General features: G+C 63.4%; 12 protein-coding genes. 11 read left to right on the forward strand and 1 reads right to left on the reverse strand.

The features are described 5' to 3' along the window. The first annotated feature begins 3 nt into the window (after positions 1 to 3). On the forward strand, positions 4 to 831 hold the full coding sequence (locus AC26AR_RS13690; RefSeq protein ID WP_488107211.1) for a M90 family metallopeptidase: 828 nt from the start codon (positions 4 to 6) through the stop codon (positions 829 to 831). A 111-nt stretch (positions 832 to 942) separates the two neighbouring features. On the opposite strand, the gene AC26AR_RS13695 is transcribed toward AC26AR_RS13690, so the two are convergent. After that, on the reverse strand, positions 943 to 1,950 hold the full coding sequence (locus AC26AR_RS13695) for a LysR family transcriptional regulator (protein WP_341542625.1): 1,008 nt from the start codon (positions 1,948 to 1,950) through the stop codon (positions 943 to 945). Positions 1,951 to 2,110: 160 nt separating this feature from the next. On the opposite strand from AC26AR_RS13695, the gene AC26AR_RS13700 reads away from it, so the two are divergent. From AC26AR_RS13700 to AC26AR_RS13745, 10 genes are all read left to right on the forward strand, one after another. Continuing rightward, complete coding sequence (locus AC26AR_RS13700) at positions 2,111 to 3,409, forward strand: TauD/TfdA family dioxygenase (RefSeq protein WP_488107212.1); 1,299 nt, start codon at positions 2,111 to 2,113, stop codon at positions 3,407 to 3,409. A gap of 106 nt (positions 3,410 to 3,515) precedes the next feature. Further along, the gene (locus AC26AR_RS13705; protein WP_488107213.1) at positions 3,516 to 4,691 is read left to right on the forward strand and encodes a GGDEF domain-containing protein; all 1,176 of its coding nucleotides are present in this window, start codon (positions 3,516 to 3,518) and stop codon (positions 4,689 to 4,691) included. Positions 4,692 to 4,832: 141 nt separating this feature from the next. Next, positions 4,833 to 5,387 (forward strand): lipocalin family protein, encoded by a 555-nt coding sequence (locus tag AC26AR_RS13710; protein ID WP_289864516.1) that lies wholly within the window; start codon positions 4,833 to 4,835, stop codon positions 5,385 to 5,387. A 261-nt stretch (positions 5,388 to 5,648) separates the two neighbouring features. Further along, complete coding sequence (locus AC26AR_RS13715) at positions 5,649 to 6,497, forward strand: DUF1338 domain-containing protein (RefSeq protein ID WP_176503231.1); 849 nt, start codon at positions 5,649 to 5,651, stop codon at positions 6,495 to 6,497. Next, a complete protein-coding gene (locus tag AC26AR_RS13720; RefSeq protein WP_488107214.1) occupies positions 6,494 to 7,555 on the forward strand; it encodes a succinylglutamate desuccinylase in 1,062 nt (353 codons plus the stop codon). Before AC26AR_RS13715 ends, AC26AR_RS13720 begins: the two co-directional genes overlap by 4 nt. A gap of 454 nt (positions 7,556 to 8,009) precedes the next feature. Next, entirely contained in the window at positions 8,010 to 8,810 is an 801-nt protein-coding gene (locus tag AC26AR_RS13725; RefSeq protein WP_077378316.1) for an ABC transporter ATP-binding protein, read from the forward strand. 164 nt (positions 8,811 to 8,974) lie between these two features. Then, positions 8,975 to 9,793 (forward strand): transporter substrate-binding domain-containing protein, encoded by an 819-nt coding sequence (locus AC26AR_RS13730; RefSeq protein WP_077378313.1) that lies wholly within the window; start codon positions 8,975 to 8,977, stop codon positions 9,791 to 9,793. 41 nt (positions 9,794 to 9,834) lie between these two features. Next, positions 9,835 to 10,551 (forward strand): ABC transporter permease, encoded by a 717-nt coding sequence (locus AC26AR_RS13735; RefSeq protein ID WP_084207919.1) that lies wholly within the window; start codon positions 9,835 to 9,837, stop codon positions 10,549 to 10,551. Between the two features lie 41 nt (positions 10,552 to 10,592). Beyond that, positions 10,593 to 11,345: an ABC transporter permease gene (locus AC26AR_RS13740; protein WP_077378483.1), complete on the forward strand. Its 753-nt coding sequence runs from the start codon at positions 10,593 to 10,595 to the stop codon at positions 11,343 to 11,345. Between the two features lie 251 nt (positions 11,346 to 11,596). Then, the gene (locus tag AC26AR_RS13745; protein ID WP_077378307.1) at positions 11,597 to 12,361 is read left to right on the forward strand and encodes a transporter substrate-binding domain-containing protein; all 765 of its coding nucleotides are present in this window, start codon (positions 11,597 to 11,599) and stop codon (positions 12,359 to 12,361) included. The last annotated feature ends 180 nt before the right edge of the window (positions 12,362 to 12,541 follow it).

Here is a 12,541-nt window from a genome sequence, read left to right on the forward strand (position 1 = left end):
TCGATGCCCCCCTGGTGGCAACGACTGTGGCAGCGATCCGAGCGCCACGGCCATGATGCCGACGCCTCAGCCCCCTTCTCTTCCCAGATCCAGGAGGGGGACACCCTGTGGCAATCCGTCCGCGAGCGTCTGCCGATCCTCGAGGGACTCGACGCCAAGGCGCTCACGCGTCTCGAGCGCCGCGCCCGCCGGCAACTGCATGACTGGAAGCTGACCAGCGCCGAGCCTCTCGAGGAGGTCGAGGCGCTGGCATTGGCGGCTCAGGCGATGCTGTTGCTCAATGGTTGGGCGCATGCCGAGCGCTGGCAGGATGCCGGCGCTCGCGTCCATGAGATCATGCTGCCGTTCGAGGCCATCCGCCGTGAAGTGGAAGAGATGGATGAGGCAGGCGTGGTGCATGTCTTCCAGGACACCCGTGCCGGTGAGACCTGGTACCAGGGGCCGGTGGTGGTCACGCAGCAGGACCTGGCCGCCAGCGGTGACTGGAGCGGCTTCAATGTGGTCATCCACGAATTCGCCCACAAGCTCGACATGGCCAACGCCACCGATGCCGATGGCTTTCCGCCTCTGCCTGGCCACATCAGCGCTCAGGAATGGCACGCCACCTTCACCGCCGTCTGGGATGACCTGAGCGAGCGCCTGGCACACGGCATTCCCACGCCGATCGATGACTACGCCGCCAGTCACCCCGCCGAATGCTTCGCCGTGTGCTGCGAGTATTTCTTTACCGCACCGGACACCCTCGAAGTCGCCTATCCCGAGCTGTATGCCCTGCTGGAACGCTTCTTCCACCAATCGCCATTGCCACGCTGCCCGACGGCTCACGACTGATCGCCTGACAGCCAGACAGGCAGATAGGCAGGCAGACGGGCAGACAAGAAGATCCGGACAATGAATAGCGACCGCTCACCCCCTCAACCACCGGCTCAAGCTAACGGTATATCAATCAGGGTGTGCCGCGGCGGGCCCGCCGTTGCGATTCCCCGATGCATCAAGAGCAGTACCTGAGTCGGTCACTGCTGGCTTTTCCACCAGGTAATCCCAGACACGCTGGGCCGTGGGTCGCATGGGACGTTGGGAGGAACGTACCAGCCAGAAATGCTGCTCGGCAGGAATCGCCAGCGGGAAGGCCTGCTCCAGTCCGCCATTGCCGGAGGCCATCCATTGCTGAAAATGGCCTTCATGCACCAGCGCCACGCCCATGCCGAGACGCGCCATTTCCAGTGTCATGACCTGGGTGTCACAACTGATGGTGGACGTCGTCTTCTCCAGTCCCAGCTGACCAGCCGCGACCAGCCAGCGACGCCAGCCCACCGCGAATCCCGCCGCATGCAGCAGCGTCATTCCGGTCAGATCCGCCGCCGTGCTCAACCGGGCGCTCAGTGCCGAGCTTGCCACGACGATCATCCGCTCCTGCTCCGCTCCCACCTTGATCGCCTCGACCTGCGGCCAGTCCCCCTGGCCATAGCGCAGTTCGATATCCACTTCCTCGCCATCGAAATCACGCGCCCAGAAGGCACTCACCAGCCGCAGGGCGATCTCGGGTTGATCTCGATGAAAGCTGGCCAGACGCGGCAACAACCAGGCCTGCTGGCTCATCGGCGTCGCACGCAGACTCACCGGCGCGGCGCGCGAGGGTCCGAAGACTTCCAGCGTGCCCTCCTGCAGACGCTGGAAACCATCCTGCAGCGCCGGCAGCCAGGCCTGCCCGGCCGGTGTCAGATTCAGACTGCGAGCATGGCGCACGAACAACGGCTGGCCGAGCCGATCCTCCAGCTGGCGGATACGCTGACTGATGGCGGACTGGGTGACGCTCAGCTCCTCGGCCGCCCGCGTGAAACTCATCAGGCGTGCCGCCGCCTCGAAGGCCTGCAGCCAGGCCAGGGGTGGCAACGGGCTGGACAAGGAAACGGGCAAGACACTCGGCGGCGAGGAAGGTGAGTCGTGCATGGCAATCTCGTGGCGGACAATGGAGGAGCATGACCACACATTAGCTCAGCTAAGCCATGGGCGTCATATTTCGCGTTGGTCAGCCTTCATGACACGCAAGACAATAGACTCACTCTCAGCACAAGACTCACCGACACCGACAGAGACAAGGAAGGCGCCAATGGAGACTCTCACCGCATCTGATTCCGACACTTTCGGTACCAGCGACACTGATGGTATTGGCGGCACTAGCGTGACGAACGACACTATCGATACGAACGACACTACCGACACTACCGACACGGCAGCGACGGATGCCGGCACGCGTCATCAGTGGGACATGAAGGAATATCAGCCCCATCATCGCGGCACTCCCCTGATTCAGGCGACCCATGACGAGGCACTGGCGACTCTGAGCTGGGCCGATGGGGATCAGGCACGCTTTCCACTGATCTGGCTGCGTGATCACTGCGCCTGCGACGCCTGCCGTCATCCGCAGACCTTCGAGCGCACCTTCATGCTCATGGATGATGCGGCCCTGACGGTGCATCAGTTGCGTGTCGAGCAAGGCAATCTCGTCGTCATCTGGCAGGACGGCCACACCAGTCGCTTCGATGCCGGTTGGTTGCTGCAACGTCGTCCGAGTGATGCGCCGCCAGCCACGCCGGTCCCCTCAAGCCGCGCCTGGCAGCAGGGCCATCAGCCTCACGTTACCGCCTTTGCCGACTACATGGCCGGCGGCGCCGCACGACTTGGCTGGCTGGAAGCGCTGTGCCGCGACGGCTTCGCGATTCTGGACGGCGGCACCTGTGAAGGCGGTGAGATCGATGCCATCGCGGCCACCATCGGCCCCATCCGTGCCACCAACTTCGGCGGGCGCTTCGAGGTCTTCTCCAAGCAGGCGCCCAACAATGCCGCCTACACGCCCATCGCGCTGGAACTGCACACGGATCTGCCCAACTGGCGCCAACCGCCGGACATCCAGATGCTCTATTGCCTGGTCAATGACGCCGAGGGCGGTGAGTCGATCTTCGGTGACGGCATGGCCGTCGCCGAGGAACTGCGCCGGCGTGACCCTGCCGCCTTCCGCCTGCTGGCCGAGACGCCGGTGGACTTTCGCTTCGCGGATGAGCAGACCGACCTCGTGGTGCGCGAACCGGTCATCCATCTGGATGCCAGCGGCAAGGTCATCGAGGTGCGTTTCAACAACTGGATCCGCGATAGCCTGCGCCTGCCGCTGGAACGGATGCAAGCCTGGTACGACGCCTACCGCCACTACTGGAGCATCCTGCGCGAACCGGACTTCCGCCTGCACCTCAAGCTCGAGGCCGGTCAGATGGTGGCCTTCGACAACCGCCGCGTGATGCACGGGCGCCGGTCCTTCGACCCGACCACCGGGCGCCGGCACCTGCAAGGCTGCTACGTCGATTACGACATGGTGGAATCGGCATTGCGCGTCACAGCGCGCCAGCTGGACTGACGACGGCCCGCGAGCGTTGAAGCTCAGTGATTCAATTCGCCCAGTCCCGGCAGCAGACCACGCAAGGCGATGGCATCCTGAGACTCTGGCTACTCAGGTACCGCCCATGAATCTCATGACGCTCTGCTTTGCGGATGACACCCTGGAACGACGCTATCGTCGACAACAGATCGAGACCTCACACAAGCTCAGCCGGTTCACCATCCCGCTGAGCTGTGTGATGTTCGCGTCCTATGCGCTGATCGAGATAAGTCTTACCCACCATTTCGAGAGCCTGCTGCTGCTGCGCGCCGGCATTCTCGTCAGTGTCCTGAGCCTGTTCCTGCTGTCACGCCATGCGCGATACAGACACCGGGTCAATGGCCTGCTGTGCCTGGCCTCCCTGAGCGCGGCGCTGGGCACGCTGGCCATGTTCCATCTCGGCAATGACCACGCAGTGGATCACCATGAGATGCATGAGGGTGAATTCCCGGCCTATTTCGTCAGTCTGCTATTGCTGGTGTTCTGGACCTACACCCTGCTGGGGCTGCAGTTCATCTATGCACTGGCCTGCGGATTGCTGATCTGGATGGGCTGCACCGCCAGCTGCGCGATCCTGCACAGTGGTACCGGCGTGCTGGTGGAAGCCAACGAAGCCTTCTTCATGATGTCCGCCAACCTGCTGGCCGGTATGAGCGCCTACTCGCGAGAGCGACAGAGCCGCCTGCTGTTCCTGCGCGAATGTCACGTCACCGACGAGCGAGACAATTTGCGTGACCACGCGACCCGCGACTCGCTCACCGGACTGCTCAATCGACGCGCCCTGATGGAGCATCTCGATCAGGTGCTCGACATCCAGGCACCCGGCGTCATACAGGCTGCGCTGTTCATCGACCTGGATGGCTTCAAGCCCATCAATGACCGCCATGGTCACCATATCGGCGACCAGGTCCTGAGCATCATCGGCGAACGACTCGGAGACACCCTGCGTGGCAACGATATCGTCGGCCGCCTGGGAGGCGATGAATTTCTCGTGCTGATCAGTCGTGAAGGCGATAGCCGCCAGGGCCCGGAAACACTGGCCAATCGTCTGGTGGATGCGATCAGCAGGCCCATCCACCTCGAGGTCGACGGCGAGCCGCTGATCATCGGTGTCAGCGCCAGCGTGGGCGTCTGTCTGTTCCCCTTCTCCGGTGCCACGCCGGAAACCATCATCGCGCGTGCGGACGGTGCCATGTATGAAGCCAAGCAACGTGGCCGCGGGCGAGTGGTCGCGGCCAACCCGCTGCGCCTGGTGCTGTGATCCTCCACCACGAATGATGCCCTCTCCCTCTTGAGACAACCGCAGACGCCCCAATGAGAGAAGGATGCCTGTGCAGCCTTTCATCACGTAACGACGCCCCGCGACGATTCGCCGGGGCGTCCTGTCTCATGGAGCCCGCCAATGACACGCCTGCCGCATCTCGCCCTCTCGCTCGCTGGCCTCAGCCTCCTTGGCGGCTGTGCCGGTGTCCCGTCCGGCACCCAGCCCGTCGGGGACTTCCAGCTCGAACGCTACTACGGGCAATGGCACGAGATCGCCCGCCTGCCCAACAGCTTCGAGGAGGGACTGAGCTGCGTCACCGCCGATTACTCGCCCCGTGAGGACGGCGGCGTGCGCGTCATCAATCGCGGCCTTGATGCCGACAAGGGCGAATGGAGTCAGGCCGAAGGGCGAGCCTACTTCACTCAGGGCAGCGAGACCGCGGCCCTCAAGGTCAGCTTCTTCGGCCCCTTCTATGGTGGCTACAACGTGCTGGCACTGGATGATGACTATCGGTGGTCGCTGGTGGCCGGTGCCGATCGCGACTACCTGTGGATACTGGCGCGCGAGCCGCAGCTGGATGACGGCACCTATCAGGCGCTGGTCGATCAGGCTGCCGAGCTCGGCTTCGCCACCGATTCACTGATCAAGGTCGAGCAAGGTGAGGCATGTCCCGTCGCTGACGGCGAGAGCTGATGATGCAGGCGCTTGCTCAGGGCGCAGGCTCCACCCAAGGTCTAAACCGACACGTGACGTTTACATGGTGCGGACAGCCGCTTTCATCCAACCGACCTTGCCTCTTGCCACGCGCCAGCGGCTCGCCAATGGTGAGCTGACAATCTGCCGAGGCAGCGTCTCGCCGAGTGCGCTGCCCTGCTGCCAACCGCCACATGCCGTCGCCCAGTGTCAGTGACACCTCGCTGCACTGGGCAACTCAGTTCAGAGGGAGCTCGTGCCATGGATATCCAGCAGTTCTTCAGCGCCCTGTGGGATGATTACGTCGCCATGACGCCCCAGGCCCAACAGATCCAGGATGCCTTCGTGGCCGACGGCGAGACCATCGTCAACGACCACGTGGCCTTCCGGACCTTCGACCGCGGGCCGATCACCCTGAGCGCGCTGGAACCTCATCTGCTGGCGCTCGGCTACACCCGCTTCGCCCCCTATGACTTCCGCGAGAAGAAACTGCGCGCCTTCGGCTATCTGCCGCCGTCTCCCGACATGCCGCGCGTCTTCCTCTCCGAGCTGAAATGTCATGAGCTTTCCGAGCGCGCCCAGTCGATCATCGATGGTCTGGTCAGCCAGATCTCGCCGGATGCCGCCACCCAGCCCTCCGTGCTGTGGTCAGGTCGCCTGTGGGACGCGCCGACCTTCGAGCAGTATCAGCGTCTGATGGAGGAGAGCGAATACGCGGCCTGGCTGTCGATCATCGGTCTGCGTGCCAATCACTTCACCATCAGCGTCAATGCACTTACCCGTCATGACACGCTCGACAAGGTGCTGACGCGCGTGGAAGCGCTTGGCCTGGGCATCAATCCGGCCGGCGGACGCATCAAGGGCTCACCCGAGGTCCTGCTGGAGCAGGCCTCCACCCTCGCCGACCGCCAGACCTTCACCTTCGCCGGCGGCGAGCAGCACGAGATCGCGACCTGCTACTACGAGTTCGCCCGCCGCTATCCGGATGCCGACGGCAAGCTGTATCAGGGTTTCGTGGCCGCCAGTGCCGACAAGATCTTCGAATCCACCCACCTGACCGAATCTTCCGATACCGGCCAGGACAGCCCAAGGGAGCACTCCACCCCGTGATTGCCGACTGGCTTGACCTGACACTCGAAGGCCACGCCAGCGCGCGTGGCATGGGACGCATCCCCGGTGGGCGCTATGAGATCGTCGCCCCCGGCGTGCTGGAGATCTGTCCGGACACCCAAGGGCCTGCGGCTCGCCCCTGCGTGCTCTCGGCGGGAATTCACGGCAACGAGACGGCGCCCATCGAACTGCTGGGTGAGCTGATCGCCGGTCTCGAGAGCGGCCACCTGATCGCCGGTGCCCCGCTGCTGCTGATTCTGGGCAACCTGCCCGCCATCCGCACCGGTGAGCGCTTCCATGCGACCAACCTCAATCGGCTGTTCCGACGTACCGAGACGGCGACCGCCATCTCGGTGGACGCCGGCAACGCGGCTGCCGGCAAGGCCAATGACTGTCCAGCCGATGATGAGCCGGCACGCGCCCGCCAGCTGATGGCGGCAGTGGATGACTTCTACGCCCGCTTCCCGCCGGCCGATGGCACGCGACGCCTGCACTACGACATGCATACCGCGATCCGCGACAGCCACTACCCGCGCTTTGCCGTGGTGCCCTTCAGCGAGGGAGAGGCCATCAGTCCCTCACAGTGGTCGATATTGAGCGCTGCCGGCCTCCAGGCCGTGCTGCATCAACATCAGCACAGCTGGACCTTCTCGCACTACTCGCGCCACTACCATGATGCCGATGCCTTCACGCTGGAGCTGGGCCAGGTGCGTCCATTCGGCGCCAATGACATGGCGGCACTGACGCCGATGTCCCGCCTGCTCGCGGCTCTGGCCACTGGAACGCCGCCGGATGAGTCTGATCCCGGTGCCATGGATTACTTCAAGGTGGAAGTGGAGCTGATGCGCCACTCCGCAGACTTCGCGCTGTGCTTCAGCGAGGACGTCGCCAACTTCACCCGCTTCGCCCCCGGCACGCTGATCGCCCGGGACGCGCTGGCGGGCCCCTGCATCATCGGGGACACGCCGCTGAGCGTGGTATTCCCCAATGCCAGTGTCGAGATCGGCGCCCGCGCCGCCTTGCTGCTGGCCAGCTGTGCTCCCCCCGAGACAGCCTGATCATGAAATGCGCCCCACCCGCCAGCCACCGCCGTACTGCCCCACGCAGCACGGCGCATCGGCAGGGTGGGCGCCCCCAATAATGACAACAAGGTCCCCACTCATGACGCATTCCTGCCGTTCTGTCCCTCCTGTCGCCAGCCAGCGACTCTTGCCGACACGCGCTCAACCAAAGTCGTATCCGGCGACGCTCCAAGGAAGCAGTTAACCCAGCGTTGAGCTGGTAGAATCTGCCCCCTTTCACGACCACGACCGTGATACCACTCGAGCGGCTGCGACGACATGGCCAGCTGCCAGCGAGATTCAGTCTCGCCTGGCGACGTCATGCACCCTGTGCCGCCGTGTCGACAACGCACAAGTTCCCACGGGTCCGTGCCGCCCTGCGGCAGACTCAGGACGCGCCCGCGCCGCCTGGCAAGGCAGCGATGCGCTGCGTCTGGATCGGAGTAACGGCATGACCAAGACATCCCCCGGGATCGAGACCCCGAACCGCGAGGTGCTGCCCCTCGAGGTTCGCGACATCACCAAGTCCTTCGGCAGCAATCAGGTGCTCAAGGGCCTGTCGCTCAAGGCACGCAAGGGCGACGTCATTACGCTGATCGGTGCCTCTGGCTCCGGCAAGAGTACCTTTCTGCGCTGCATGAACCTGCTGGAACAGCCGGACGGTGGCGACATCTTCGTCCACGGCGAGCAGATCGGCTTCAAGGACACCCGCCGCGGTCGCGAGCCGATGGACTGGCGTCAGGTCGAGCGCATGCGCGCACGCCTGTCGATGGTCTTCCAGGGCTTCAACCTGTGGTCACACATGACCCTGCTGGAAAACGTCATCGAGGCGCCGATCCACGTGCTCGGCAAGCCGAAGAAAGAAGCCATCGCGCACGCGCGCAGCCTGCTGGATCGCGTCGGCCTGCTCGAGCGCGCCGACTACTACCCGGCCCAGATGTCGGGGGGCCAGCAGCAGCGTGGTGCCATCGCGCGCGCCCTGGCGATGGAGCCGGAAGTGATGCTGTTCGACGAGCCGACCTCGGCTCTCGACCCGGAACTGGTCGGTGACGTGCTCAAGGTGATGCGCGATCTGGCCGAGGAAGGCCGCACCATGGTGGTGGTGACCCACGAGATGAGCTTCGCGCGCGACGTCTCGAGTCAGGTGGTCTACCTGCATCAGGGTCTGGTCGAGGAAGCCGGCGATCCGGCTGAGGTACTGGGCAATCCCCAGTCAGAGCGACTCAAGCAGTTCCTGGCGCCCAAGTACTGACAGGCAGGACTGATGAACAGGACTGACGGACGGCTCTGATCAACCGCTCGGTCCGCCGGCGCTTCCCCCGGCACGGTGATCCCGTGTCCGGCACATGATTCAGCACCGCGAGCGCCATGCCATCGGCAGGCCTCGAGGCGCAAGAGATTTCAGGAATGAAAGTGATGAAACAGTTCGCGACACGCGCCCTGATGGGCCTCACCCTCGGTCTCTCCACTCTCGCCATCTCGGCAGGCGCCGTGCAGGCCGCCGATGTGCCGGACCCGCTGCGCCTCGGCATCGACGTTCCCTACGCGCCCTTCGGCTACAAGCTGCCGAGCGGTGAGCTGACCGGCTTCGAGATCGAGCTGGGCAATGCCATCTGCGAGCAGCTCGCCACTCGCTGCGAGTGGGTCGAGCAGGACTTCGACGGCATCATCCCTGGCCTGATGGCACGCAAGTACGACGTCATCATGTCCGCGCTGACCATCAACCCGGAGCGTGAACGTCAGGTGCTGTTCTCCGCGCCCTACTTCACGCCGCCGTCCGGCTGGTTCGTCAAGGCGGACAGCCCGCTGGCCGGCGCGGACAGCCTCGATGCCGAGGCTCTCAAGGGCAAGGTGATCGGTGTCCAGCGCGGCAACCTGCAGGATCACTACGTCACCGACCTCTACGCCAGCGTGGCCGAGGTGCGTCGCTATACCAAGCTGGATGATCTGGTGCTGGACATGGACAGCGGTCGCGTCGATGTCGCCTTCCTTGATCTGCCGGTCGGTCAGGACACCCTGGTCGAGGCCAATGATGGTAATTTCGTCAATACCGGCAGCGCCATCAGCGAACCGAAGAAGTACTTCGGTGACGGCTTCGGCATCGCCATGAAGCAGCGCGATCGTGATCTCAAGAAATCCATCGACGAGGCACTGGACACGCTGAAGGCCGACGGCACGCTCGAGCGTCTCAACGCCAAGTACTTCGCCAGCGCCGCGACCGCCAACAGCCAGTAAACCGCTGAGCGGTTTGCACGGCGCTTCACGGGAGGATTCCCATGATCGACCTACAAGGCTACGGGCCAAGTCTGCTGGAGGGTGCCTGGGTCACGGTGCAGCTGGCCGTGCTGGCCCAGCTGCTGGCCATCGCCCTCGGGCTGATGACAGCGACCGCCAAGATGTCGCGTTCCACGCCACTGCGCTGGATCGCGACGCTCTACACCACCATCATCCGTGGCGTACCGGACATCGTGTTGATGCTGCTGCTGTTCTTCGGTGGTCAGATCGGCATCAACATGGTCACCGACTGGCTGTATGACCGCTATGACATCGATGTCTTCGTCAACGTCGACGAATTCACCGCGGGCGTCATCACCATCGGCTTCATCTTCGGCGCCTACATGGGTGAGACCTTCCGCGGTGCCTTCATGGCAGTGGATGCCGGCCAGATCGAGGCCGGACGCGCCTATGGCATGAGCAACTGGAAGGTCTTCAAGCGCATTCGCTTCCCGCTGATGATGCGTCACGCCCTGCCGGGGCTGGGCAACAACTGGATGGTACTGCTCAAGACCACCGCCCTGGTGTCGGTTATCGGGCTGGTCGACATGGTGCGTGTCGCCAGCGAGGCCGCCAAGGCGACCCATGAGCCCTTCACCTTCCTGTTGCCGGTCGCGGCGGGCTATCTGCTGATCGCCACCGTGTCCGAATGGGGGCTTTCGCGCCTCAAGAAGCGCTACAACACCGGATTCGGGGAGGCCAGCGCATGGAACAACTGAACGATGCGGGCCCGACAGGCATCATCGCCCAGCTTGGCCAGATGCTCGATGATGTGCTGAGCGACAACTACATCTTCACCGCCACCACTCTCTGGCACTACTGGGAGGGGCTGGTCACCACGGTGCAGCTGGTATTCCTGTCGCTGATCATCGGGCTGGTGCTGGCCGTGCCATTGGCGATCCTGCGCGGCTCGCGCCGCCGCTGGATCAAGATGCCGGTCTACCTGTACACCTATGTCTTCCGTGGCACCCCTCTGCTGATCCAGCTTTACCTGATCTACTACGGGGTGGTGTTCTTCGATGGCTTCGACATCTCGTTGGGAATCACCAGCGTGCATGTCCCCAGCATTCAGGACACCTGGCTGTGGGAGTACTTCCGTGACCCCTTCGTCCCGGCGCTGCTGGCCTTCGTGCTCAATACCGCGGCCTATACCACCGAGATCTTCCATGGTGCCATCCAGTCCACGCCCAAGGGCGAGATGGAAGCTGCACGCGCCTATGGCATGTCGCGGGGCAAGATGATGCGTCGCATCATTCTGCCCAGTGCCTTCCGACGTGCACTGCCGGCCTACGGCAATGAAGTCATCTTCATGCTGCATGCCAGCGCCATCTGCAGCGTGGTGACGCTGCTGGATCTCACCGGGGCGGCGCGTGACATCTATGCACGCTTCTATGCCCCCTTCGAGGCCTTCCTGTTCGTCGCCGCCATCTATCTGTGTCTGACCTTCACCATCATTGCCATCTTCAGGCAGCTGGAGAAACGTCTGCTGGCACACTTAAAACCATTGAATTGAACTGAAAGAAGCGCCTCTTGCCGGGCGCTTCTTTCGTTTTTCACTCCTGATCCAGCAATGCATCTCGTTTAACGAACGTTTGAATCCGACCATTTTCCCCCTTCACCACAGCGCAGGACTGGGCTAGTGTGGAGAACAATGGCTGACGACAGTCCTGTCTTCATCGGCGCAGACGCCTGATACCTTTTCAGGGAGCGTCTGGTGTCGCTGACACGTCAGCTCGACCAACAACAACGAGGAACGGGAACGACATGAAGAAGCTTCTGGGAATTTCCCTGCTGGGTGCAGCACTGATGGCCGGTGGCGCACAGGCCGCCGAGACACTGCGCATCGGCGTCGATGTGCCTTATGAGCCGATGGAATACAAGACACCGGACGGCGAGCTGACCGGCTTCGACATCGAGCTGGGCAATGCCATCTGCGCGAAGATCAACCGCGACTGCGAGTGGGTCATCCAGGCATGGGACGGCATCATCCCCGGCCTGATGGCACGCAAGTACGACGCCATCATGTCCTCGATGACCATCAACGAAGAACGCCGTGAGAAGGTGCTGTTCTCCGACACCTACATCACGCCGCCGTCTGCCTGGTTCGCGCCGTCCGACAGCGCGTTGAGCGCCACCTCCACCGAGGCCCTGGCGGGCAAGGCCATCGGCGTGCAGCGCGGCACCCTGCAGGACAACTACGTCACGGATCTCTACGCCAAGAATGCCGAGGTCAAGCGCTACACCACCGCCGATGACCTGGTGCTGGACATGGATGCGGGTCGCCTCGACATCGCCTTCCTCGACTTCCCGGTCGGCAAGTCCACCCTCATCGATGGCGGCAACGGCAACTACAAGGCCGTGGGGGAAGTGGTCACCGAGCCCAAGAAATACTTCGGCGACGGCTTCGGTATCGCCATGCGCAAGCGTGACAAGGACCTGGCCGAGCAGATCAACGGCGCACTGGCGGAACTGAAGGCCGATGGTACCTACGACACCATCCACACCAAGTACTTCGGCGAGAAGAAGTAAGATCGCCTCCCATGTCATGACGCGCGCGAGCTGACAGGCGCAAGTGACACGCAAGACAACACGTCCCGCTGGCATCTGCCGCGGGACTTTTGCGTTGAGACAGGGTCATTCCCGACCCAGCCCCTTCATCAGCGCCGCCGGGGAATGAGAGCAAGCCCCCGCCACGCCTGAGCCAGATGC

The sequence above is a fragment of the Cobetia sp. PS-4MA genome, assembly GCF_057670765.1.

Bases quoted from the DNA above. Each gene is read 5' to 3' on its own strand.
- AC26AR_RS13690 (WP_488107211.1), top strand. From the start codon at position 4: ATGCCCCCCTGGTGGCAACGACTGTGGCAGCGATCCGAGCGCCACGGC.
- AC26AR_RS13695 (WP_341542625.1), bottom strand. From the start codon at position 1,950: ATGCACGACTCACCTTCCTCGCCGCCGAGTGTCTTGCCCGTTTCCTTG.
- AC26AR_RS13700 (WP_488107212.1), top strand. From the start codon at position 2,111: ATGGAGACTCTCACCGCATCTGATTCCGACACTTTCGGTACCAGCGAC.
- AC26AR_RS13705 (WP_488107213.1), top strand. From the start codon at position 3,516: ATGAATCTCATGACGCTCTGCTTTGCGGATGACACCCTGGAACGACGC.
- AC26AR_RS13710 (WP_289864516.1), top strand. From the start codon at position 4,833: ATGACACGCCTGCCGCATCTCGCCCTCTCGCTCGCTGGCCTCAGCCTC.
- AC26AR_RS13715 (WP_176503231.1), top strand. From the start codon at position 5,649: ATGGATATCCAGCAGTTCTTCAGCGCCCTGTGGGATGATTACGTCGCC.
- AC26AR_RS13725 (WP_077378316.1), top strand. From the start codon at position 8,010: ATGACCAAGACATCCCCCGGGATCGAGACCCCGAACCGCGAGGTGCTG.
- AC26AR_RS13730 (WP_077378313.1), top strand. From the start codon at position 8,975: ATGAAACAGTTCGCGACACGCGCCCTGATGGGCCTCACCCTCGGTCTC.
- AC26AR_RS13735 (WP_084207919.1), top strand. From the start codon at position 9,835: ATGATCGACCTACAAGGCTACGGGCCAAGTCTGCTGGAGGGTGCCTGG.
- AC26AR_RS13740 (WP_077378483.1), top strand. From the start codon at position 10,593: ATGCTCGATGATGTGCTGAGCGACAACTACATCTTCACCGCCACCACT.
- AC26AR_RS13745 (WP_077378307.1), top strand. From the start codon at position 11,597: ATGAAGAAGCTTCTGGGAATTTCCCTGCTGGGTGCAGCACTGATGGCC.